The sequence below is a fragment of the Mesorhizobium maamorense genome (assembly GCF_044998965.1).
Taxonomy (GTDB): Bacteria; Pseudomonadota; Alphaproteobacteria; order Rhizobiales; family Rhizobiaceae; genus Mesorhizobium.
Genome location: NZ_CP173356.1, coordinates 5,108,630 through 5,130,280, shown reverse-complemented (window position 1 = coordinate 5,130,280; position 21,651 = coordinate 5,108,630). Strand labels below are relative to the sequence as shown.

The 21,651-nt window shown below is 64.3% G+C and carries 19 protein-coding genes and 3 pseudogenes; 10 read left to right on the top strand and 12 right to left on the bottom strand.

The window, feature by feature from the left end; all coding sequences use genetic code 11:
• Window positions 1-83 precede the first annotated feature (83 nt).
• Both phbB and ACIU1A_RS25645 read right to left on the bottom strand, forming a co-directional pair.
• Entirely contained in the window at window positions 84-809 is a 726-nt protein-coding gene (gene phbB, locus ACIU1A_RS25650; protein ID WP_404925567.1) for an acetoacetyl-CoA reductase, read from the bottom strand.
• Window positions 810-928: 119 nt separating this feature from the next.
• Window positions 929-2,113 (bottom strand): acetyl-CoA C-acetyltransferase, encoded by a 1,185-nt coding sequence (locus tag ACIU1A_RS25645; RefSeq protein ID WP_404925566.1) that lies wholly within the window; start codon window positions 2,111-2,113, stop codon window positions 929-931.
• Between ACIU1A_RS25645 and ACIU1A_RS25640 the strand changes: the two genes are divergently transcribed.
• Both ACIU1A_RS25640 and phaR read left to right on the top strand, forming a co-directional pair.
• Window positions 2,094-2,291, top strand: a complete 198-nt coding sequence (locus ACIU1A_RS25640) for a hypothetical protein (protein ID WP_140493345.1) — start codon at window positions 2,094-2,096, stop codon at window positions 2,289-2,291. The two genes, ACIU1A_RS25645 and ACIU1A_RS25640, sit on opposite strands and share 20 nt — an antisense overlap.
• Window positions 2,292-2,408: 117 nt before the next feature.
• Window positions 2,409-3,017, top strand: a complete 609-nt coding sequence (gene phaR, locus ACIU1A_RS25635; protein WP_140493348.1) for a polyhydroxyalkanoate synthesis repressor PhaR — start codon at window positions 2,409-2,411, stop codon at window positions 3,015-3,017.
• Window positions 3,018-3,041: 24 nt separating this feature from the next.
• Here the strand turns inward: phaR and ACIU1A_RS25630 are convergent, their stop codons facing one another.
• Window positions 3,042-4,184, bottom strand: coding sequence for a citrate/2-methylcitrate synthase (locus ACIU1A_RS25630; protein WP_404925565.1), 1,143 nt, complete (start codon window positions 4,182-4,184; stop codon window positions 3,042-3,044).
• Between the two features lie 91 nt (window positions 4,185-4,275).
• Between ACIU1A_RS25630 and ACIU1A_RS25625 the strand changes: the two genes are divergently transcribed.
• The 5 genes and pseudogenes from ACIU1A_RS25625 to ACIU1A_RS25605 all read left to right on the top strand — a co-directional run bounded on the left by ACIU1A_RS25625 (window position 4,276) and on the right by ACIU1A_RS25605 (window position 12,167).
• Window positions 4,276-5,364, top strand: coding sequence for a citrate synthase/methylcitrate synthase (locus tag ACIU1A_RS25625; RefSeq protein WP_404925564.1), 1,089 nt, complete (start codon window positions 4,276-4,278; stop codon window positions 5,362-5,364).
• 214 nt (window positions 5,365-5,578) lie between these two features.
• Window positions 5,579-6,709: a patatin-like phospholipase family protein gene (locus ACIU1A_RS25620; protein ID WP_140676708.1), complete on the top strand. Its 1,131-nt coding sequence runs from the start codon at window positions 5,579-5,581 to the stop codon at window positions 6,707-6,709.
• Window positions 6,710-7,482: 773 nt separating this feature from the next.
• Window positions 7,483-8,659, top strand: a pseudogene (locus tag ACIU1A_RS25615) (efflux RND transporter periplasmic adaptor subunit).
• A 75-nt stretch (window positions 8,660-8,734) separates the two neighbouring features.
• Complete coding sequence (locus ACIU1A_RS25610; protein WP_404925563.1) at window positions 8,735-11,911, top strand: efflux RND transporter permease subunit; 3,177 nt, start codon at window positions 8,735-8,737, stop codon at window positions 11,909-11,911.
• Between the two features lie 97 nt (window positions 11,912-12,008).
• A complete protein-coding gene (locus ACIU1A_RS25605) occupies window positions 12,009-12,167 on the top strand; it encodes a DUF3309 family protein (protein ID WP_140493366.1) in 159 nt (52 codons plus the stop codon).
• A 56-nt stretch (window positions 12,168-12,223) separates the two neighbouring features.
• Here ACIU1A_RS25605 and ACIU1A_RS25600 read toward each other — a convergent pair whose 3' ends face one another.
• Window positions 12,224-13,183, bottom strand: coding sequence for an SDR family oxidoreductase (locus ACIU1A_RS25600; RefSeq protein WP_404925562.1), 960 nt, complete (start codon window positions 13,181-13,183; stop codon window positions 12,224-12,226).
• A gap of 68 nt (window positions 13,184-13,251) precedes the next feature.
• Window positions 13,252-13,461 (bottom strand): DUF680 domain-containing protein, encoded by a 210-nt coding sequence (locus ACIU1A_RS25595; RefSeq protein WP_404925561.1) that lies wholly within the window; start codon window positions 13,459-13,461, stop codon window positions 13,252-13,254.
• A 116-nt stretch (window positions 13,462-13,577) separates the two neighbouring features.
• On the opposite strand from ACIU1A_RS25595, the pseudogene ACIU1A_RS25590 reads away from it, so the two are divergent.
• A pseudogene (locus ACIU1A_RS25590) lies at window positions 13,578-14,491 on the top strand (LysR family transcriptional regulator).
• Here the strand turns inward: ACIU1A_RS25590 and ACIU1A_RS25585 are convergent.
• The 3 genes from ACIU1A_RS25585 to ACIU1A_RS25575 form a co-directional block, all read right to left on the bottom strand.
• On the bottom strand, window positions 14,449-15,630 hold the full coding sequence (locus tag ACIU1A_RS25585; protein ID WP_404925560.1) for an MFS transporter: 1,182 nt from the start codon (window positions 15,628-15,630) through the stop codon (window positions 14,449-14,451). The pseudogene ACIU1A_RS25590 and the gene ACIU1A_RS25585 overlap by 43 nt on opposite strands.
• A 128-nt stretch (window positions 15,631-15,758) precedes the next feature.
• Window positions 15,759-16,067, bottom strand: a complete 309-nt coding sequence (locus ACIU1A_RS25580) for a DUF1244 domain-containing protein (protein WP_140517585.1) — start codon at window positions 16,065-16,067, stop codon at window positions 15,759-15,761.
• 10 nt (window positions 16,068-16,077) lie between these two features.
• Entirely contained in the window at window positions 16,078-16,875 is a 798-nt protein-coding gene (locus ACIU1A_RS25575) for an N-formylglutamate amidohydrolase (RefSeq protein WP_140654745.1), read from the bottom strand.
• Between the two features lie 270 nt (window positions 16,876-17,145).
• Between ACIU1A_RS25575 and ACIU1A_RS25570 the strand changes: the two genes are divergently transcribed.
• Together ACIU1A_RS25570 and pyk are read left to right on the top strand one after the other, a co-directional pair.
• Complete coding sequence (locus ACIU1A_RS25570; protein ID WP_404928014.1) at window positions 17,146-17,610, top strand: DUF1036 domain-containing protein; 465 nt, start codon at window positions 17,146-17,148, stop codon at window positions 17,608-17,610.
• A complete protein-coding gene (gene pyk, locus ACIU1A_RS25565; protein WP_140493391.1) occupies window positions 17,607-19,040 on the top strand; it encodes a pyruvate kinase in 1,434 nt (477 codons plus the stop codon). Before ACIU1A_RS25570 ends, pyk begins: the two co-directional genes overlap by 4 nt.
• A 15-nt stretch (window positions 19,041-19,055) precedes the next feature.
• Here pyk and ACIU1A_RS25560 read toward each other — a convergent pair.
• The 4 genes and pseudogenes from ACIU1A_RS25560 to ykgO form a co-directional block, all read right to left on the bottom strand.
• Window positions 19,056-19,519, bottom strand: a pseudogene (locus ACIU1A_RS25560) (hypothetical protein).
• Window positions 19,520-19,572: 53 nt separating this feature from the next.
• On the bottom strand, window positions 19,573-20,640 hold the full coding sequence (locus ACIU1A_RS25555) for an alpha/beta fold hydrolase (protein WP_404925559.1): 1,068 nt from the start codon (window positions 20,638-20,640) through the stop codon (window positions 19,573-19,575).
• Between the two features lie 106 nt (window positions 20,641-20,746).
• Window positions 20,747-21,385: a tetratricopeptide repeat protein gene (locus tag ACIU1A_RS25550; RefSeq protein ID WP_140658583.1), complete on the bottom strand. Its 639-nt coding sequence runs from the start codon at window positions 21,383-21,385 to the stop codon at window positions 20,747-20,749.
• Between the two features lie 108 nt (window positions 21,386-21,493).
• A complete protein-coding gene (ykgO, locus tag ACIU1A_RS25545) occupies window positions 21,494-21,619 on the bottom strand; it encodes a type B 50S ribosomal protein L36 (RefSeq protein ID WP_125004464.1) in 126 nt (41 codons plus the stop codon).
• Window positions 21,620-21,651 lie beyond the last annotated feature (32 nt).

The window sequence follows — 21,651 nt, the reverse complement described above, 5'->3', positions numbered from 1 at the left end:
GGACGGCGTCACGGACATCCGAAGCGGATGGCGAACGAGCCCTCCTTCAATCGGCACCGGGAAGCCGGCAGCCCGGCGAGACCTCAGGCGAAGTACTGGCCGCCATTGGCGGTGATGGTCGATCCCGTGATGAAGCCGGCGTCCTCGGAGGCGAGGAAGACGACGCAGCGCGCGATCTCCTCCGGCTGGCCGAGGCGCCCGACCGGGATTAGCGGGATGATGCGTTCGTTGAGCACCTTCTCATCGATCGCCCGGACCATTTCGGTGGCGATATAGCCTGGGCAGATGATGTTGACGGTGATGCCCGCGCGGGCTCCTTCCTGGGCCAGAGCCTTCGAGAAACCGATGTCGCCGGCCTTGGCCGCGGAGTAGTTGACCTGGCCGGCCTGGCCCTTCTGGCCATTGATGGAGGAGATGGTGATGACGCGGCCGAACTTGCGGTCGCGCATGCCGCTCCACAGCGGATGCGTCATGTTGAAAACGCCGGAGAGATTGGTGTCGATGACCTCCTTCCACTGCTCACGCGTCAGCTTGTGGAACATGGCGTCGCGCGTGATGCCGGCATTGTTGACCAGCACCGCGACCGGGCCCAGATCGGCCTCGACCTGCTTGATGCCGGCGGCGCAGGCGTCGTAGTCGGCGACCGACCATTTGTAGGTCTTGATGCCGGTTGTGGCCGTGAACTTGCTCGCCGCCTCATCATTGCCGGCGTAGTTGGCGGCAACCGAATAGCCGGCTTCCTTCAGCGCCATCGATATTGCCGCGCCGATGCCGCGCGATCCGCCCGTGACGATTGCAACCTTGGTCATGCGCTCCCTCCCTTTGGTTGGGAGAGTGAACAGGGAGTAGCGAATGACGAGTAGGGATCAGATATCCCATTGCGCCGACGCCGTTCTTCCCTATTCGCTACTCCCCATTCACTTCTCTTTTAGAGCGCTTCGACGCACATGGCGACGCCCATGCCGCCGCCGATGCACAGGGTGGAGAGACCCTTCTTGGCACCTCTTCGGCGCATCTCGTGGACCAGCGTGTTGAAAATGCGCGCGCCAGAGGCGCCGATCGGATGACCGATGGCGATGGCGCCACCATTGACGTTGACGATCGAGGGATCCCAGCCCATGTCCTTGTTGACCGCGCAGGCCTGCGCGGCGAAAGCCTCGTTGGCCTCGATCAGGTCGAGATCGCCGACCGACCAGCCGGCCTTTTCCAGCGCTTTTCGCGAGGCGGGAATCGGACCGGTGCCCATGATCGCCGGGTCAACGCCCGCGGTCGCCCAGGAGACGATGCGCGCCAGCGGGGTGATGCCCCGCCTGGCAGCTTCCGCTTCGCTCATCAAAAGCGCGCCGGCGGCGCCGTCGTTGATGCCGGAGGCATTGGCGGCGGTCACAGTGCCGTCCTTGTCGAAGGCCGGCTTCAGTTTGGTCATGGCATCCAGCGTCGCGCCATGGCGGATGTATTCGTCCTGGTCGACAATTGTATCGCCCTTCTTGCCCTTGATGGTGAAGGCGACGATCTCGTTCTTGAACCGGCCGGCCTTCTGCGCGGCCTCGGCCTTGTTCTGCGAGGCCAGCGCGAACTGGTCCTGGTCCTCGCGGGTGATCTGGAACTGGCGGGCGACGTTCTCGGCCGTGTTGCCCATGTGATAACCATTAAAGGCATCCCACAGTCCATCCTTGATCATGGTGTCGATCATCTTGTAGTCGCCCATCTTGACGCCAGCGCGCAGATGCTGGGCGTGCGGCGACATCGACATCGATTCCTGGCCGCCGGCGACAACCACCTTGGCATCGCCGGTGGCGATCTGCTGCATGCCGAGCGCGATGGCGCGCAGGCCCGAGCCGCACACCTGGTTGAGGCCCCAGGCGGTGGTCTCCCTGGGCAGCCCGGCGAGGATCGAAGCCTGGCGGGCAGGGTTCTGCCCTTGGGCCGCGGTCAGCACCTGGCCAAGAATGACCTCGTCGACCTCGGCCGCCTCGACGGCGGCGCGCGACAACAATTCCCTTACGACGACGGCGCCAAGCTCGTGAGCCGGGGTGGCGGCGAAAGCGCCGTTGAAGGAACCGACCGGTGTGCGTGCCGCGCTGGCGACGACGATGGCATTGGAAGCGGGCATTCTGTTCTCCAAACTTCAAGCTGATGTTCTGTCATTGAAGACTTTTCTTGCCCTTTCCCAACCCCGAGTCAAACCGGAAATCGGCAGGGCACCCATGCGTCGCAAGCAAGCTGCGCATGGCCGCGACATCAAGCTGTCCGCTGCTGCGCAGCATATTTCACCGGCCATGCAGCGATAATTAATCCCGCACTGCACAAACTGCTTGGAATTGTGACGCTTTTGCGCATATCCTTTGAACGGGCGCAATCGTTACCGGCGGCTTACTCAGGCGCGCCGGTGTCCGGGGAGGATGCAGATGGCTGCGAAAGACGATCCGATCGTCATCAAGAAATATGCCAATCGCCGGCTCTACAACACCGGCACCAGCACCTATGTGACGCTCGAGGACCTGGCCGAAATGGTCAAGAAGGGCGAAGAGTTCACGGTGCAGGACGCCAAGACCGGCGACGACATCACGCATCCGGTTCTGACCCAGATCATCTTCGAATTGGAGAACAAGGACGGGCAGAACATGCTGCCGATCCCGTTCCTGCGCCAGTTGATCGCCTTCTACGGCGACCAGATGCAGATGATCGTGCCGAGCTTCCTCGAACAGTCGATGATCGCCTTCTCCAAGGAACAGGAGCGCTTCCGCGAGCAGATGAAGGGCGCCATCGGCAAGTCACCACTCGACATGATGAAGATGGCCACGCCGATCAAGGCGCTGGAGGAGCAGACGCGCCGCAACATGGAAATGTTCCAGAATGCCATGCGGCTGTTCACGCCTTTCCCGCCGGCAGGCTCGGCACCTGCGGCGGCCCCCGCCGAACCGGCCAGGAAGGAAACGCCGGAAAAACCCGACGATCTGCAGCAGTTGAAGGACCAGATCGCGGCCATGCAGCGCAAGCTCGACACCATGTCGTGAGCGCGCAGCGCTTTTCTTCCGATCCTACGGCAATAATCCCTCATAGCGACCGCGCGGCCTGATGCTGCCGCCGCTCATTGCCTGTTCGACCATGTGGGCGGCCCAGCCAACGCTGCGCCCAAGCGCGAACAGCTGGAACGGCGCATCGCGCGGCAGGTCGAGGCTGCGCGTCAGAACGGCCAGGGCAAAGTCGACGTTCGGGCGGGCGCCGGTCGCGGCAATGGCGGCGATTTCCAGCGATCGCAATGTTCTGTCGGTGTTGTCGATGGCCGCCAAAAGCGCCGTGGCGCGGGGATCGCCTTCGGGATAGAGCGGATGGCCAAACGCTGGCAAAGGCCTGTCATGGCCGAGCCAGCGCCGGATCGCCGCATCGGCGCCGTGCCGCGCCGCATCGTCCGCGAGTTGCATCACCGCCTCGCCGGCGCCACCGTGCCGCGGACCGGAAAGTGTCGCCAGACCCGCGAGCAGGCAGGCGGCGGGCGAGGCTCCGGTCGAGGCCGCGACGCGCGCCGCGAAGGTCGATGCGTTGAGTTCGTGATCGGCAAGCAGCACAAGGGCGCGCCGGATAGCCTGCGCCCCGCCTTCATCCACCGACCAGCCTCGCGCCAACCGCATGTGCACCGGATCTGATCCCGCCGAGGCGCCAAGAGCGCCGGCCAGCACGCCGATCGCGCGCGCGGCGTCGGCGCACAGCGAGGCGGCGCCGCGCCCTAGTGAAGGCCGCGCCTGGCCGGCGAGCATGGCAAGTTGCATGAAGGCCGGGGCTCGGCCGAGTTGTTGGGATTGATCCGAGGCCGGAGCCTCGAAACCCACCGGCTCAGGCAGGGCCCACAGCACGGCGGCGGTCTCTTCGAGCGTGGCATGTTCGGACAGCGCAACGGCGTCGCGGCCCCGATAGACAAGGTGGCCGTGCGAAACGGTCGAGATCGAGGTGACGAGCGAGGGTTCGCCCCAGGCGATGGCGCTTTCGGCGATGGCCGATGGGCTGCGTCCGCGCTCTCTTCGCATCATCAGGGCCGCGATATCGTCGACGCGATATTGGCTGCGGCGTGGATCGGCACTGTCCGGGCGCATGCCGATGCGCCCGCGACTGACATAGGCGTAGAGCGTCTGCGGCCGCACCTTGAGCCGTTCCAGTGCCTCGTCCCGCGACAGCCATTCGGACATGTCGGTCCCATATTGATTATGTTGATCAAGATTGATGCGCGTGTTGCCCATCCTTATCCTTAGTGTCGGAAAAGCTCAAAGAGACAAAGCCATGGCGAACGGGCTCGATGATGTGGTGGCGGCGGAAACGGTGCTGTCCGACGTGGATGGGCTGGGCGGCCGCTTGACGATCCGGGGGTACTCCCTGCCGGAACTGGCCGGGCGATGGAACTATCCGCAGGTCGTTCGCCTGCTTCTCGACGGCTTCTTCTACGACCTTCCCGGAGACGCGGAACTGGCCGCGAGACTGGGCCAGGCGCGCGTCGAGGTGTTCGACCGGCTCTTGTCTTGCCTGCCCCTGCTGGCGCCGCTCGACGTCTATAGCGCCATGCGTGCCGGCATGGCGTTGCTGCCTGACGGCGAGACGCTGACGGACGCGCTTGGGCTGATCGCGGCGCCCGCCGTGCTGACGCCGGCGCTGTTGCGCCTGCGGCGCGGCGAGCAGCCGGTCGCGCCGGATGGGAGGGCCGATCATGCCGCCGATATGCTGAGCATGCTCGACGGTTCCGTGCCGACGCCGGCTCTGGCAAGGGCACTCGACACTTACCTCGTGACCGTCTGCGACCACGGCCTCAATGCCTCGACCTTCGCCACGCGCATCGTCGCCTCGACGCAGGCCGGGCTGACATCGTCGGTGCTGGCTGGCCTCGGCGCGCTTAAGGGGCCGCTGCATGGCGGCGCGCCCGGCCCTGTCATCGAGATGCTCGACGCCATCCAGGCGCATGGCGACGCCGCCGGCTGGCTGCGCGGCGAGATCGCGCGTGGTGAACGCATCATGGGCTTCGGCCACCGCATCTACCGCGTGCGCGATCCGCGCGCCGATGTGCTGAAGGCGGTGGTGCGGCAGCTCGGCGGCGAGGGCGAGACCGGTCGCCGGCTGGCCTTCGCCGAGACAGTCGAACAGACGGCGCTCCATGTGCTTCGGATTGCCAAGCCGCAGCGCTCGCTGCAGACCAATGTCGAGTTCTACACCGCGCTGGTGTTGGAAGCGGCGGGTTTTCCCAGCCAAGCCTTCAGCAATGTCTTCGCGGCCGGGCGCGTCGCCGGTTGGGTCGCGCATGCGCGCGAGCAGCAGACGACGGGACGGCTGATCCGGCCGCTGTCGCGCTATGTCGGACCGATGCCGGACCTCGTCGCCTGAGCATCAAACCTGTTTGGAAGATACACCGCGCCCTCCGCCACAAGGCGGAGGGTGTTTCCGCATGATCGAAATTTCATGCGATCACGCGACCGTGCTCGTGTTCTTGCCTTGGTGTGTCCTTATATGCTGCACTGCAACATAGGTCTGCCGTGACGGTGACGCCCCGATTCCCGGGCGCGCGCAATAAGTCAGGCACCGGATCGACAGGAACGCCATGACGAAGAACGGCGAGGCGGAGGAAAAGAAGAAGATCAACATCGCGCTTCAGGGCGGCGGTTCCCACGGGGCTTTTTCCTGGGGCGTGCTCGACCGGCTTCTGGAGGATGGCCGGCTGGAGATCGCAGCGGTGTCCGGCACAAGCGCGGGCGCGATGAACGCGGTGGCGCTGGCCGACGGCTTCGTTCGCGGCGGCGTCGAAGGCGCGCGCAAGAAGCTCGACGACTTCTGGCATGCGGTGGCGGCGAAGGGCCGGTTCAGCCCGGTGCAGCGCATGCCGTGGGACGTCGCCTGGGGCAATTGGTCGATCGAGAACACGCCGGGTTATGTCTTCTTCGACACCATGTCGCGCGTGTTCTCGCCCTATGTCGCCAACCCGCTCGGCCTCAATCCGCTGCGCGACGTGGTCGCGCAGGGGATCGATTTCGACAATGTACGCGCCTGCAAGTCGATGGAACTGTTCATCTCGGCCACCAATGTCGAGACAGGGCAGTTGCGGGTGTTTTCCGATGGCGAGATCGACCTCGACACAGTGATGGCCTCGGCCTGCCTGCCGCAACTGTTCCGCGCCGTCGAGATCAAGGGCGTGCCCTATTGGGATGGCGGTTATGGCGGCAATCCGGCGCTCTATCCGTTCTTCAAGACGGCTGCCACCGAGGACGTGCTTTTGGTGCAGATCAATCCGGTCGTGCGCGAGGGAACGCCCAAAAGCGCCAATGAGATCCAGAACCGCATCGACGAGATCACCTTCAACGCCGGGCTGCTGCGCGAATTCCGTTCGATCGCCTTCGTCAAGGAACTGATCGCCGCCGGCCGCCTGCCGCGGGGCGAGTACCGGGACATCCGCATGCACCGCATCGACGCCGATGAGGCCTTCAAGGACCTGTCGGCATCATCGAAGGTCAATGCCGAATGGGCATTCCTGGCCTATCTGCGCGATCTTGGCCGCACCGCCGCCAGCGACTGGCTGGAGGAGAACTACGATGCCGTCGGCAAGCGGCCGACGCTCGACCTCTCCGGCGAGCTCGACGACGGCTTCAAGCCGGTGCGGGGTCCGGCACCTGGCCGACGGGTGAAGGAATTCCTGGCCGCGCGCAAGAACCCCGAAGCGGAGCGTCGCCGGGCCTGAACCCGCATCCGTCACACGGGCGTGATCTGCCGCGCGGTGCCAGCAAGTTCCTTCCGGCGCCAGCAACAACCATCGCGTGTGAGGCGCGCATCATCATGCTGACGCCTGCTGCCAGTGTCGTGCGGGCGCCGCTGTTGGGCGCCATCCCTCGACCGTATCCGGAACGGTGACTGGCGGGCGAGGAATACTGCCACGAACAGCACCAGCAGGCGTTTTGTTCGAGGCTATATCATGTCTCAAGCCTAGACGGCGGAACGCGATGGAGCAGACGCATCGAGGCGACCCGTCCTCGCTCCTGGAGCATCCGGCTTGACCAGGGAACGACGATCTGGATCAGAGTTGAACGGTCCGTTCTTCAAGCAATTCCAGTGTGTTGCGTGAAATGTCGCACGCCGGGATGGTCCGTCAGGCCGAGGTTATCATCGTGCTCGAAACCCGCGTGGGGTTGAAAATCGCCTCGCGCCGGCGTCGTGCCTCCGAGAGCAGACGCAGGCCCGGCGGCACCGGGCCTTCAACGGCCGATCATCGGTCGCCAACGAGCCCCGCTAAAGCCGCACCCTAGTTGGGCAAAAAAATGCTTCGCGACGGCTATACTCTGTCCAGCTTCGCAATGCTGCTGCAACTTTCCGACTATATTGCGTTGCAAACTTGATGTAGAAGCGCGCTTCGCCGATCACGGCAATTTGAACACGGCCTGGCGCGCACCCATATCGGCGACGCGCTCCTCGAGGAGGACGCAGTCCCGGCCAAACCCCGCAGTGGAAAAAACGACGATGCCGAAAATCAGGTTTCACAAGCTTGCTGCCATTGTTGTGCTCATCGGTTTCGCCGCCTGGATGGCGACGGGCGAGTTTTCATCCGTTGGCAGTGCCGCCGCCGACGCCCAGAGGGCGGCAGAGGCCGAAAAAGGCCAAGACGCCGGAGGCCGGCAAGCCGAACACGGCGCAAGCCGAGCCGAAAGCCGCGCCGCGCACCGTCGCGGTGGTGACGCCGCCGCGCAAGACCTATGCGCGCGCTATCCGCATTTCGGGGTTGACCGAGGCCGACAAGCGGGCGGTGCTAGCAACGCGCGTCGCCGGTGTCATCGACAAACTGCCGGTCAGCCAAGGCCAGCACGTCAAGACGGGCGATCTGGTTCTGATGCTGGCGGCCGAAGAGAAAATCTCGAATGTCGACAACGCCAAGCAGTTGCTGGCGCAACGCAAGGCCGAGCTCGACGCCGCCGAACGGCTGGCCAAGACCGGCAATCTGCCGAAGCTGCAGCTCGACACGGCGCGCTCGAATTTGACCTCGGCGCAATCGATGCTGGAGACCGCGCAGGCTGAGCTCGACCGCAACGAGGTCAAGGCGCCGTTCGACGGCGTCATCGACAGGGTGCCGGTGGAACTCGGCAGCTCGGTCATGCAAGGCGGCGAGGTGGCGACCATCCTCAAGCTCGATCCGGTGATCGCCCGCGGCGAAATCAGCGAACGCGACCTGCGCTATATCAAGATCGGCGAAGAGGCCAATGTGCGCCTGGTCAACGACCAGAAGGTCACCGGCACCGTGCGGTATATCAGCCGCGACGCCTCCTCCCAGACCCGCACCTTCCGTGTCGAAGTGGCGATCCCAAATGCGGATGGCAGCATCCCCGCCGGCATGACGGCCGAGATCACGCTCAGCGCCGAGCCGACCGACGCGGTTCTGCTGCCGCGTTCGGTGGTGACGCTGGGTGACAAGGGTGATCTCGGCATCCGCGCCGTCGGCAGCGACGACAAGGTGGCCTTCTACCCGATCGACCTGGTGGACGACACGCCGAACGGTCTCGTGCTCGGCGGAATTCCGAAAGATGCGCGCATCATTGTCGCCGGCCAGGAACTGGTGAAGGAAGGCGATATCGTCAAGCCCGTCGAGGCCGACCAGGCGACCATCAACAAGCTGATCGGCGAAGCCACCGCCGGTACGCAGTAGCGCAAAGCCCGGCGTCGGGATCTCCGGCGCCTCCCGCCAGTTCGCCGCTTCCGAAGAAACAGCAGGCATCAAGTCATGGATATCGTCAGACTCGCAATCCACAACGCCCGCCTCACAATATCCGCCCTGCTGTTCCTGCTGGCGGCGGGCTGGGTCGCCTATCAGTCGACGCCCAAGGAAGCGGAACCCGACGTTCCGATCCCGATGATGTATATCAGCCTGATCTACCAGGGCATTTCGCCGGAGGATTCGGAACGCCTTCTCCTGCGGCCGATGGAAAGCAAGCTGAAGAGCCTGAAGGGCCTCAAGGAGATGCGCTCGGCCGCCTTCCAGGGCGGCGGCTACGTGCTTGTCGAGTTCCAGCCGCAAACCAATCTGGCCACGGCGCTCCAGGACACGCGCAGCAAGGTGCAGGACGCCAAGGCCGACCTGCCGCAGGCGGCCGAGGAGCCGACGGTCAACGAGGTCAACGTTTCCGAGTTTCCGGTCCTCGTCGTCACTCTGTCGGGCGACGTGCCGGAGCGCGTGCTGACGGCGGCTGCGCGCGAACTGCGCGACCGTATCGAAGAGGTACCGGGCGTGCTGGAAGGCTCGCTGCAGGGCGCGCGCGACGATCTGGTCGAAGTGGTCATCGATCCGGTGAAGCTGTCCTCCTACGGGCTGCAGCTCGACCAGCTGATGCAAGGCGTCGGCGCCTCCAACAGCCTGGTCGCCGCCGGCAATCTCGAAGGCTCGGAAGGCAAATACGCGGTCAAGGTGCCGTCGCTGATCGAGACGCCCGAGGACGTGGCCAACCTGCCGGTCGTCGCCACACCCAACGCCGTGGTGCAGGCCAAGGACATCGCCACCATACGCTCGACCTTCAAGGACGCCGAGACGGTCACTCGCCTCGACGGTAAGCCGGCCATCGCCATCGAGGTGAAGAAGCGCATCGGCGCCAACCTGATCGACACGCTGAACCATGTCAGGGAGGTGTCCGACACCTTCATCAAGACGATGCCCGAAGGCATGCATGTCACCTACACGCAGGACAAGTCGGTCTTCGTCAACCAGCTCTTGGGTGACCTCCAGAACCACGTCATGATCGCCGTGATCCTGGTGTTCATCGTCATTCTCTACGCGCTGTCGGGCCGCGCCTCGCTGCTCATCGGGCTGGCCATACCATCGTCCTTCCTGATCGGCATATTGCTGCTTGCCATGATGGGCTACACGATCAACATGATCGTGCTGTTCAGCCTCATCCTGGCTGTCGGCATGCTGGTCGACGACGCCATCATCGTCACCGAGTTCGCCGAGCGGCGCATGAGCGAAGGCATGCCGAAGGCGGATGCCTTCGCGCTCGCCGCCAAGCGCATGGCCGGCCCGGTCATCGCGGCGACGATGACGCGCATCGCCGCGTTCTCGCCGCTGCTGTTCTGGCCCGGCATCATCGGCGACTTCATGAAATACATGCCGATCACGCTGATCGTCACGCTGTCGGCCTCGATGCTCTATGCGCTGGTGTTCGCGCCGACGCTGGGCGCGATCTTCGCCAAGGCCCCGAAGCATCACGAGGACGACAACCGCGACGGCTGGTACATGGCCATCGTCAAGCAGGCGGTGCGCTTCCCGATCACCGTCCTGGTGCTCACCGTGGCGCTGCTGTTCGGCGTCGGATACGCCTATTCGAAATACGGCGCCGGCGTCGAGTTCTTCCCCAGCGTCGAGCCGGACTACGGCCTGCTCTACGTGCATGCGCGCGGCAATCTTTCGCTGGCCGAGATGGATGCCGCCACCAGGACGGCGGAGAACAGGCTGCTCGGCTGGCCGGGCGTGAAATCGGTCTATACACGCGTCGGCAAGACTCAAGGCGGCGGCCAGGACATTCCCGAGGACGTCGTCGGCGTGATCCAGTACGAATTCGTCGACTGGCGCGAGCGCAAGTCCGCCAACCAGATCCTCAGCGACCTGCGCGGCGTCATGGCCGGCATTCCCGGCGTCGATGTCGAGGTGCGCGTGCCGGAGGCCGGCCCGCCGACCGGCAAGCCGATCCAGATCAGGCTTTCGGCCGCCGATCCCAAGGGGCTCGACGACAAGGCGCGCGCGGTGGCGGCGCGGATCGCCAAGGTGCCCAACGTCATCGACATTTCGGACGGCCTGCCGCCGCCCGGCGTCGACTGGGCGCTCGAGGTCGACCGCGCCAAGGCCGCTCAATACGGCATCAGCCCGACCTCGGTCGGCACCGTGGTGCAACTGGTGACCAACGGCCTGAAGCTCTCGGAATACCGGCCGGCGGGCGCCGACGATGCCGTCGACATCCGCCTGCGCCTGCCGGAAGACCGGCGCACGCTGTCGACGCTCGACGAACTCAGGGTGCAGACGTCGCAAGGGTCGGTGCCGATCTCGAACTTCGTCGTGCGCAAGCCCGAGCCGACGGTCGGCATCCTCAACCGCATCGACGGCGCGCGCACCGTGGTGGTGCAGGCCAACGTCGCCGCCGGCGCGCAGGTCGCCGCTGTACAGGAGCAGGTGACCAAGGCGGTCTCGGACATGGATCTCGGCAGCGGGATACGCTGGAAGCTCGCCGGCTCCAACGAGGACAGCGCGGAAGCGAGCGCCTTCCTCAGCAAGGCCTTCGGCGCGGCGATCTTCCTGATCTTCCTGGTGCTGCTGGCGCAGTTCAACAAGTTCACCAGCGTCTGGCTGGTGCTGTCCTGCGTGGTCATGGCGACGATCGGCGTGTTCCTGGGCCTGCTTCTGACAGGCGAGGCGTTCGGCATCGTCATGTCGGGCATCGGCGTCATCGCGCTGGCCGGCGTGGTGGTCAACAACAACATCGTGCTGATCGACACCTATGACCGGCTGCGCGAGGAGGGCTGGGACAAGATGGAAGCGGTGCTGCAGACCTGCCGCGAGCGTGCTCGCCCCGTGGTGCTGACGGCGGTTTCGGCTATCCTCGGCGTGCTGCCGATCGCCTTCGGCCTCGGCCTCGAAATCTTCCATCATGAGACGACGATCAACGCGCCTTCGACGCAATGGTGGATTTCGCTGTCCTCGGCGATCGTGTTCGGCCTGTCCTTCGCCACCGTGCTGACGCTGGTGGTGACGCCGTCGATGCTGATGGTGTTCACCCGCGCCAAGGTCAAGCCCGGCTCGCGGCGAGGGTGGTTCAGCCGGCTGTTGCGACGCGGCAAGGGAGAGATCTCGCCGCAGGAGCCAGCGGCCGATGGCGACGCCGAGCCGGCAGTCGCCTTCCCGAAGGCCGCCGAATAGAGCGGTTTCGCAAGGCAGGTCAAAAGGCCGCCCGGGAACTACCGGGCGGCCTTTTGCATTGTTCCCTCGGATTCAACCAGACGGCGAGGGCTCTAAAATGACGATCAGCACGATTCTCATCATCATCCTGATCCTGATCCTGATCGGCGCAGTGCCGGCATGGCCGCATTCGCGCTCCTGGGGCTACGGGCCGTCGGGCATCGTCGGCGTCGTCCTCGTCGTGGTGCTTATCCTGCTTCTGATGGGCCGGATCTGACCGGCAACGATTTGCGGCCGGGCCCGCCGTTCTCATCTTTTCGGTACGCTCGGCAATCACGCTGCTTTTTGCCAGGCCGGCGCGACGGCGATACCGATATCCTGCAAGGCTTCGTGCACCGCCTGGTCGAGAGGGGTGTGCGGGATTTCACCAATGATCTCGTTCAGTCGCGTCGAGGCCAGCCGGTGCGCCTCGAAACGCAGATAGGACATCGAGACGATCTCGCGCCACATCGCCACGAACGGGCTTCCGGCGCGCAGCACCCACCACGGCATGAAGCTTAGTTTAAGCTTGCGTCCGAGTGCCTTTTCGGCGGCCGTCTTGATCTCGATGTCGGTGACGGCATGGCCCGGAAAATTCAGCGCCTCGTAAGAGCCGAGCTTGTCGAGATTGCGCGCCAGTGCGACGAAACCGACAGCGAAATCCGGCAGATAGGCCCATTCATGCACCAGATCGGCCGGGCCGGGCGCAGTGTAGATGCCCTTGCTCATCTTGGCGGCCACGACGAGGTCGAACCAGGAGCCGTTGCCGGTGCCGCCGAAGAAATCGCCGGCGCGCAGAATGATCGTGCGCACCCGACCCGCCTCAGCTTCACGGCGGAACAGCGCCTCCATGGCGCAGCGGATCCGCCCTTTCTCGGTTGTCGGGTGGAACGGCGTGTCTTCCGTGATCACCGCCGGCATCGGCGAGCCATAATTGTAGATGGTGCCGGGGAAGAGATGCAGCGTGCCGTTGGCGCGGCAGGCGGCCATGACATTCTCGGCCATCGGCAGGCACTTGCCCCAGTCGGTGTAGATCGGGTTCAGACCGTTGAAAATGATGTCGACGCCCTGCGTGGCGCGGATCAGAGACTCGCCGTCCAGCGCATCGCCGGCGACGGCCGTCGCGCCTGCAAGCTCAGCCGGCACCTTGCCGGTGCGGGTGATGGCGCGGACATCATAGCCCGCATCGATGAAGGCCTTGGCGACCACGCGGCCGAGCCGGCCGTTGGCGCCGAGGATTGCAATCTTGGTCATTCTTCGTCTCCTGTCTGCTTTGAAGCGACGGGACAAGCCCGCCGCCTTGGGGATATCTCGACGTCTGTTCAGCGCTTGCCGAAGAGGTCGCGGTTGCTGCCCTGGACGACCGGCTTCCGGATGATCGCATCCGACTTCTCGATCGATGTGGTGATCGTCTTGTCGGTGCTGGTGACAGGCGTCTGGCTGGCATTGTTCGAGCCGAACTTGTCGCTGCTTGCGAAAGCGGCGCCGGCGGCGATGAGGAGGGCAGCGGTGGTGAGTGCGATCCTGGTCATTTGAGTTAGTCCTGATTGGTTTGTTGCAGTGCGTATCGATGTTTGCAGGCCGAATATGATTTCCTCATCAATGAATTGAAATTGACCATGTGTGCAGTTCTGATATTCATTTTTGAATGGCTGATATCGACTGGAACCTTATCAAGAGCTTCGTCACGGTCGCTGAGACCGGCAGCCTGTCGGCCGCGGCGAGAAAGCTGTCGGCAAGCCAGCCGACGCTTGGCCGCCACATTTCGGAACTGGAACAGGCGCTCGGCGTCATCCTGTTCCGGCGCGGGCGAAGCGGCTACGCGCTGACCGAAGCCGGGGCCACTCTGTTCGAGCGCGGCAAGGCGGTGAGCGAGCAGGCGAGCGCTTTTTCACGGCTGGCGCTGGGTTCGGTCGAGGCTATCGAAGGCACTGTACGCATCGCCGCCAGCGAGGTGGTGGCGGCCTATGTGCTGCCGGACATGACGGCGCGGCTCGGCATCGAGGAGCCCGGCATCGAGGTCGAGATCGTCGCTTCAAACCAGGTCGAGAACCTGCTGCGCCGGGATGCCGACATCGCCATCCGCATGGTCAAGCCGGAGCAGAACGAGCTGGTGGCGCGCAAGGTCTGCGATATCGCGCTCTGCGCCTGTGCTTCCCTAGCCTATCTCGACCGGTGCGGCCGCCCGCGCGAGCCGGCCGACCTGCTCGACCACGCGCTGATCGGCTTCGACCGGAGCGACGAGATGGTCCGAGGCTTTACGCAATTCGGCATACCGGTCACCCGGAACAGTTTTCGTTTCCGGGCCGACAACCAGATCGTGCTTTGGGAGGCGGTGCGGGCGGGAAACGGCATCGGCCTCGGCCAGGAGCCGCTGGCCGAGCGGGACCCCTGGTGGAGAAGGTGCTGCCGGGCCTGCCGCTGCCCAAGCTGCCGGTGTGGCTGGCCATGCATCGCGACGTGCGCACCAGCGTGCGCATCCGACGCGTGGCGGATTTCCTTCACGAGGAACTGAAACGCTATTCGGCGGGCGCCGCTTCGGGAGCGAATTCGGCGCGGTGAGCCAATCCGGCCATCAGCAATACGACGATCAGCAGGCCCGACATGGCGATGAAGATCGGGCCGAAGCTGGAATGCTCGGCGACAAAGCCGATCGCGGAGGGCGCCACGAGGATGCCGGAATAGCCCATAGTGGTGACCACGCTCATGCCGGTGCCCGACGACATGCCTTCCTGGTTGCCGCCGGCCGAAAAGATGATCGGCACCATATTGGCGATGCCGAAGCCGCACAAAGCGAAGGCCGAGATGGCAAGCCAGGGCGAGGGCGACAGGCCTGCGATCAGCATGCCGGCGGCAGCGATGATCGCCGAACCGCGCAACGTCGTCACGGCCCCGAAACGATTGCGCACGCCATCGCCGAAGAAACGCATGATCGCCATGACACCGGAAAAGGCGGCGTAGGCGAGACCGGCAATGGCGAGATCGGCGCCGAGTTCCTGCCTGAGATAAAGTGCTGCCCAGTCGAGTACGGCGCCTTCGGAGACCATCGTCAGCAGCGCCATCAGGCCCACGAGGTAGACCAGCGGGTTTCCCGGCAAGGTGAATTTATGATGCTCCGCAGCCTGCGGCCTGCCCTCGGCGACGATATAGGGCACCGCCGCCGCGATCGCCGCTAAGGCAAGCGCCGTCACCACCGCGGCGTGGGCGAGGTGGCCGTAATTCTGGATGGCAAAGCCGCCAAGGGCACCGCCGGCGAAACCGCCGAGGCTCCAGAAGCCATGCGAGGAGGACATGATCGCGCGCGACAGCCGCCGCTCGACCACCACCGCATTGGCGTTCATGGCGACATCCATGCCGCCGATGGAGCCGCCAAAGATGAACATGGCGACGGCAGCCAGCGGCACGTTGGGCGCCAGCGCCACGACCAGCAGACCGAGGCTGCCGCAGAGGCCAAACCAGCGCAGCACGGTGCGCGAGCCGTGTTTCGAAATCAGGTGACCGCACCAGGTCATGGCGGTGACGGCGCCGGCGCCGAACAGCAGGATCAAAAGCCCCAGAGTGAACTTGGAAATGTCCAGGCGGGTCAGGAACACCGGGATCTGCGGCGCCCAGCTGCCGGTCAGGAAGCCGTTGGCGAGGAAGATGGCCGCCACGGCCCAGCGGCCGCGAATGGCGGTCTGCATTGCATTCGACGCGTTCATAGGCGAATCCGGTCAGAAAGTGGCTTTGCGCGGCAAATTAGATCGATTCAATTTTCAGTCAAGCGCTGCGCTCGGGAAGCATTTGGGCCAAACGAACGCCTAGGGTAATCGAGGACGTGAGAGACCACCTAGTGGTCTCTGGGTCGCCTGGCCTCGAATTCGGCCTTCTTGGCGTCGGAGGCTTCAGTCTGGTGCAGCGCCTGCCATTGCGCGTAAGGCATGCCGTAGACGATCTCGCGCGACTGGTCCTTGCTGAGATCGACGCCTTCGGCTTCCGCGGCCTCGCGATACCAGTTCGACAGGCAGTTGCGGCAGAAGCCGGCGAGGTTCATCAAATCGATGTTCTGCACGTCGCCACGCTCACGCAGATGCGCCACCAGCCGGCGAAAGGCGGCGGCCTCGAAGTCGCGTTTCTGTTCGTCGCTGAGTTCGGTCATCGAAACCTCCTCATAACGGCCCGGTGCGCGAGCCGAACATCTTCACTTGGTGTATATCGGGACGGCGATCGATCGCGTCAACGATCGGCGCCAGACGCTCAGCCCACGAAAGCGCATCCCCGCCGGTCGCGATCAGGTCCTGGCGGATTTCGATCAGCGCGTGGGCATAGCCGTTGACGATGGCGTGCCTGAACATGGTGTCGCCCCGCAGCGCGCCGTCATAGGGCTCGTTGTCGCCGACAACGAGGTTTTTGTCAGCGGCCAACATGTCGATCAGCGGCCGCGCCACGCGGTCGTCGCGGTCCCACAGCACGCCGACATGCCACGGCCGCTGCCTGCCCTGCATGACCGGCGTGAAGGAATGCACGGAGAAGATGAAGGGTGCCTTGCCGGAAGCCTGCGCGACCGAGGCGATCGTGGCGCCGACGGCGTCGTGATAGGGCCGGTAGAAGCGGTCAAGCCGCCTTTCGCGCTCCTCTGGGGCGAGTGGATAGTTTCCTGTCACGACGGTGCCGTCATAGAGCTGACGGATCAGCGTTGGATCATCCTCACCACGATTGGGATCGATCAGCAGCCGCGAAAAATTGGCGAGCACCGCTGGCACATCGAGCAAGGCAGCGAGTTCGCGCGTCACCGCCTCGACGCCGATGTCATAGGCGATGTGGCGGTCGAACGCCGCCGCCGGCAGGCCAAGGCTGCCATAGTCTTCAGGCAGGTCGCGGCGGGCATGGTCGGCCAACAGCACCATGCCCCGCTTGCGGTCGCCCTCGACGACATCGAAAGGCGCGAAAACTGTGGATCGGGTCATTGGCGGGAAATGGTCTGTTCGCTGGCTTCCGGGGAGGATGCTATCGTCTTTCCACGAAGACGACGCGGGCGCAATGCCGTTGTTTGGCCAAGGTTTCCGCTGAAATCTGGCAAGGGGCGACGGATCGCGCGCCGGGAGCCTTCTTAAATCGATTGGAATTGGACAAAACGGCGCGTTGACATGCGCCCGGACTTTTCCGAAAAGGGGCGCAGAGAGATGCTGATGTGGTTCTTGAGGGGTTTCAGGATGAGTTCCGCCGGCGGGCGGCGCGTGCGCTTCGCCTTCGCCATGCCGCTCCTGACGCTCGCCGTGGGCTTATCCGCAATGGTTGCGGCCTCGCCTGCACGCGCTGATTTCCGCGTCTGCAACGCGACGCAAAACCTAGTCGGCGTCGGCATCGGCTATCGTGCCAAGGCCGGCTGGATCACCGAGGGCTGGTGGCACATCGAAGGATCGAGCTGCAAGACGCTGATCGAAGGGCCGCTGTCATCAAGGTTTTACTATCTTTATGCAGAAGACGCCGAGCGCGGCGGACGCTGGGACGGCCCGATCAACATGTGCGTGGCTGAAAAAGAGTTCAAGATCGCCGGCGTCACCGATTGCGTCGCCCGGGGCTTCCAGCGCGCCGGATTCCAGGAATACGACACGGGCGAGCAGGCAAGCTGGATGGTCCAGCTAACCGACGACCCCGCAACGGGAGGCGCACCAGCCGCCCCGGGAACAAACAGTCAATGAGACGCAGCCGCAAGGTTAAGATCCTAGCCACCATCGGTCCGGCCTCCTCTTCCGAGGAAATGCTGAAGAAGCTGTTCGAAGCGGGCGCCGATGTGTTCCGCATCAACATGAGCCATACCGATCACGAGTTGATGCGCACGCTGGTCGGACGCATCCGCGCCGTCGAGGAGACGGTCGGAAGGCCGATCGGCATCCTTGCCGACCTGCAAGGACCCAAGCTGCGCGTCGGCAAGTTCGCCAACGGCAAGGAGGTGCTGACCGTCGGCCAGACCTTCACGCTCGACGACAATCCCGAGCCCGGCACCGCGGCCAGGGTCTATCTGCCGCATCCCGAAATCCTGAGTTCGGTCGAGGCCGGCCACCGGCTGCTGATCGACGACGGAAAGCTGGAGCTGAAAGCGGTGAAGGCCAATGGCAAGGCGATCGTCTGCACCGTCGTTGCCGGCACCACGATTTCCGACAGAAAGGGCGTCAGCCTGCCCGATACCGACCTGCCGGTCGGCGCGCTGACCGAGAAGGACCGCAGGGATCTCGACGCGGTGCTCGCCACCGGCGTCGACTGGATAGCGCTGTCCTTCGTGCAGCGGCCGGAGGACCTGGCCGAAGCGCGCAAGATCGCACGCGGCCGGGCGCTGATCATGGCCAAGATCGAGAAGCCGCAGGCGGTTGCCCGTCTGGCCGAAATCATTGAACTCTCAGACGCGCTGATGGTCGCGCGCGGCGATCTCGGCGTCGAGATGCCGCTGGAAGCCGTGCCCGGGATCCAGAAGCAGATCACGCGCGCAGCGCGCCGCGCCGGCAAGCCGGTGGTGGTCGCCACGCAGATGCTGGAATCGATGATCACCGCGCCCGTGCCGACCCGCGCGGAAGTCTCCGACGTTTCGATCGCCGTCTTCGAAGGCGCCGACGCCATCATGCTTTCGGCCGAATCGGCCGCGGGCGCCTATCCGGTGGAAGCGGTGGCGATGATGAACCGCATCGCCACCAAGGTGGAAACCGATCCGACCTATGCAGGCATCATCAACGCCCAGCGTTCCGAGCCTGAAGCAACCGGCGCCGATGCGATCTCGCTGGCGGCCCGCGAAATCGCCGAGACGCTGAAACTGTCGGCGATCATCACCTACACGGCTTCCGGCACCACGGGCCTGCGCGCCGCGCGCGAGCGCCCGCAGGTGCCGATCGTGGCCCTGTCGCCGATCGTCAACACGGCGCGGCGGCTGTCGCTGCTGTGGGGCACGCACTGCGTCGTCTCCCCCGATGCCACCGATCTCGACGACATGGTCGATCGCGCCTGCCGCATCGCGCTTGAAGAGGAATTCGGCAAGCCCGGCGACCGCGTCATCATCACCGCCGGCGTGCCGCTAAGGACGCCCGGTTCGACCAATATGCTGCGCATCGCCTATGTCGGTTCGGACTTAGGCACCCGATAAGCCCGCCCCAGGGCTTCACCGCGTTGCGATCTTGAGAGCTCTTGTTGCCGCTGCGGCGTGGTCAATGCGCTGAAGGAAGCGACGCGCGCGGGTATGGGATCTTGCAGATATTGATCCGGTCCCCGCATCTTTCGCCGATTAAGTTCGGCAGTGTCGAGCAGATCGAAATCGACCTTTTCCAGCGTGCAGTGCCAGTCGGCGCTGTGCGAAGCCCATCCTCGTTTGTGGTGTTCCAGAAGCCGTTCGCGGCTGGAATAGCCATGGTAGTCGAAGGCGATCACGCCGTTGGTCACATAGATATGGTTTCCGTAATGGTTCCCGCTTGGAATGATCCGCTCGCCGTAAAATCCGTCCAGGGGAGGATAACTAAGAAAGACGCCCGCAAGGATGGGGCAGGCGCCGTAACCGAAGAAGATGCGATCCGGCAGCGCCCAGAATTTTTCGGGATTTTTCTTTATGCCGTGTTTCAGGACGTACATGCCGCTCTGGCCCCGATACCGTTTTTTCGAAGACCGTTGTCGGAAGACGCACATCAGGTCGGCGCCAACTCCGCTTCGGGTTCCTTGAGGTCGGCGCATTTTCCGGCGCCATAGGCATCGCCGGCGATCCGCGCTTCCACCGCCCTTGCCATCGCCTCCAGATCCACGCTCCTGCCGGCGGCCTTCTCGATAGCGCCAACGACCAGATCAGACGCGATCCAGTCCGGCTTGTGGCCGAGATTGCGCACCCAGACCAGTTCGGCGCCGGCAATGTTGCGCTCGAGGCCGACCGAATGGATATGGGCGTAGACGACCTTGTCTCGATCGCCCGAGATGACCACGGTCGGCGCCTTGATCTCGGCGTAGCGCGGCGCGGCCGCAAGCGCATAGCGGTAGAGGCCGGCGACATCGCTGGCATTTGCGCGGAAGGCCGAGGGTCTCAGCACCAGCGGGATCGAGGCCTCGGCGACATAATTGTCCGGCACTTTGTTGGGCGAGAAGACGCAGGTCGTAGCGTCGGCGATCCGCAGCATTCCTGCCGGATAGCTCAGCGTTTCGGAGAACAGCCGGCCGATCACCGGAATGGTGGTCAGGTCGTAGTACCAGGCGGTTGCGCCGCCGGGCCACGGATGGGTTGCCGGTGCCAGGAATACCAGCCCGAGCGTCTTGTCGGCATGCTCGCGGCCGAAGGCGGTCGTCACCGCGCCACCGAAGGAATGGCCGACGATGATAGCCTGCTTCATGCCGAGATGGTCCATCAGCGCGGCGACGGTGTCGGCCTGCGACCACGGATCCTCGTTGTTGCCGGGCCCGCGTCCCGACCAACCGAATCCCGGCCGGTCGAAGAACAGCAATTCGGCGCGCCCTTCGAGCAACGGCCTGAGCGGCAGCATCTGATCCCTGAGATTGGCGCTGGCGCCGTGGATGAAGACAACAGGCGGCAGGTCGGCCTTGGCGGGGCCAGGAACGTGGACATAATGGATGCGCGCGCCATCGATGTCGACGAATTCGCCGACGGCCGGGTTGCGGCGCTCGATCAGCCAGGAGCCGACGCGCGTGATGCCGACAAAGCCAAAGACGAGCGCCAGAAGGAAGGCGAAGACGGCATAGAGCAGGTTCATGTGGGATATACGAGAGGGAGTAGGGGAGTAGGGGAGTAGGGCAAGTATTTCCGGGCGATCTCTTTCCTACTGCCTTACTGCCCTATTTCCCTACTGCCTTAAAATATCAAATGCCTTCGCCGGCGAGCTCTTCCGAAAGCGTGCCGACCTGGTCCTGGGCGCTGCGCAGCATCGGGTAGATGGCGAGCACCTTCTGCCAGGCCTCGAGCGCCGATTGCTTGCGTCCGGTCACGGTCATGATCTGCGCCAGGCCCGACAGCGCGCCGAAATGGCGGGGTTCGAGTTGCAGCGTATGGTCGATGTCGGACATCGACTTGCCGTAGTTCTTCATCATGAAATGCACCGTGGCGCGCCGGTTCCAGCCCTCGGCATAGGCCGGCTGCAAGGTGACCACCTGGTCGAGGAAATCGAGCGCGACGTCGAACTTCTGGTTCTCGATCGCCTTCTGCGACCATTGCATCATCAGGTCGATCGAGGCGCTGCCCGACTGGGACCATTCGCTCCAGATGATGCCGGCGATACGCTCTGCCGCCTTTTCGTTGCGCTCGCGCTTGAGATCGGCAAACAGCTTGTCGAGCCGGGCCTCCCTGTTCATTGCGGGAGGCGGGGCTTGCGGCACTGGCTGGGCATCCGGAGGCGCCGGCTCCGGGGCCGCTTGCACAGCGGCCCGGTCATCGGCCCGAGCCGGCAACGAGACGGCGCTGCAAAAAAGAAGGACCGTCAAAAATGCAAAAAGAATCCGCATCGCCCGAATCTAGTCCCGGGCGGCGGAACGTCAAACTGATTTTAGCGTGAACGGCCGGCGGACCGACGATAAACACCAACTGCGGAGGCAAAAGCCTCGCGACGAAGCTCAGCCCTGGCGCGCCTTATAGCGGGGGGCGGTCTTGTTGATGATGTAGACGCGGCCCTTGCGGCGAACCAGACGGTTGTCGCGATGACGCGCCTTCAGCGCCTTGAGCGAATTCTTGATCTTCATGGTCTTGCCTGTCGGTGTGGACCCGGTCCGGG

What these genes read in the sequence shown, in the direction of transcription:
- ACIU1A_RS25550 (WP_140658583.1), bottom strand. Translation starts at nt 21,385, where the DNA reads ATGCGGATTCTTTTTGCATTTTTGACGGTCCTTCTTTTTTGCAGCGCC.
- ACIU1A_RS25620 (WP_140676708.1), top strand. Translation starts at nt 5,579, where the DNA reads ATGACGAAGAACGGCGAGGCGGAGGAAAAGAAGAAGATCAACATCGCG.
- ACIU1A_RS25585 (WP_404925560.1), bottom strand. Translation starts at nt 15,630, where the DNA reads ATGAACGCGTCGAATGCAATGCAGACCGCCATTCGCGGCCGCTGGGCC.
- phaR (WP_140493348.1), top strand. Translation starts at nt 2,409, where the DNA reads ATGGCTGCGAAAGACGATCCGATCGTCATCAAGAAATATGCCAATCGC.
- ACIU1A_RS25605 (WP_140493366.1), top strand. Translation starts at nt 12,009, where the DNA reads ATGACGATCAGCACGATTCTCATCATCATCCTGATCCTGATCCTGATC.
- ACIU1A_RS25575 (WP_140654745.1), bottom strand. Translation starts at nt 16,875, where the DNA reads ATGACCCGATCCACAGTTTTCGCGCCTTTCGATGTCGTCGAGGGCGAC.
- ACIU1A_RS25555 (WP_404925559.1), bottom strand. Translation starts at nt 20,640, where the DNA reads ATGAACCTGCTCTATGCCGTCTTCGCCTTCCTTCTGGCGCTCGTCTTT.
- ACIU1A_RS25610 (WP_404925563.1), top strand. Translation starts at nt 8,735, where the DNA reads ATGGATATCGTCAGACTCGCAATCCACAACGCCCGCCTCACAATATCC.
- ACIU1A_RS25625 (WP_404925564.1), top strand. Translation starts at nt 4,276, where the DNA reads ATGGCGAACGGGCTCGATGATGTGGTGGCGGCGGAAACGGTGCTGTCC.
- ACIU1A_RS25640 (WP_140493345.1), top strand. Translation starts at nt 2,094, where the DNA reads ATGGCATTGGAAGCGGGCATTCTGTTCTCCAAACTTCAAGCTGATGTT.
- ykgO (WP_125004464.1), bottom strand. Translation starts at nt 21,619, where the DNA reads ATGAAGATCAAGAATTCGCTCAAGGCGCTGAAGGCGCGTCATCGCGAC.
- ACIU1A_RS25580 (WP_140517585.1), bottom strand. Translation starts at nt 16,067, where the DNA reads ATGACCGAACTCAGCGACGAACAGAAACGCGACTTCGAGGCCGCCGCC.
- pyk (WP_140493391.1), top strand. Translation starts at nt 17,607, where the DNA reads ATGAGACGCAGCCGCAAGGTTAAGATCCTAGCCACCATCGGTCCGGCC.
- ACIU1A_RS25630 (WP_404925565.1), bottom strand. Translation starts at nt 4,184, where the DNA reads ATGTCCGAATGGCTGTCGCGGGACGAGGCACTGGAACGGCTCAAGGTG.
- ACIU1A_RS25600 (WP_404925562.1), bottom strand. Translation starts at nt 13,183, where the DNA reads ATGACCAAGATTGCAATCCTCGGCGCCAACGGCCGGCTCGGCCGCGTG.
- phbB (WP_404925567.1), bottom strand. Translation starts at nt 809, where the DNA reads ATGACCAAGGTTGCAATCGTCACGGGCGGATCGCGCGGCATCGGCGCG.
- ACIU1A_RS25595 (WP_404925561.1), bottom strand. Translation starts at nt 13,461, where the DNA reads ATGACCAGGATCGCACTCACCACCGCTGCCCTCCTCATCGCCGCCGGC.
- ACIU1A_RS25645 (WP_404925566.1), bottom strand. Translation starts at nt 2,113, where the DNA reads ATGCCCGCTTCCAATGCCATCGTCGTCGCCAGCGCGGCACGCACACCG.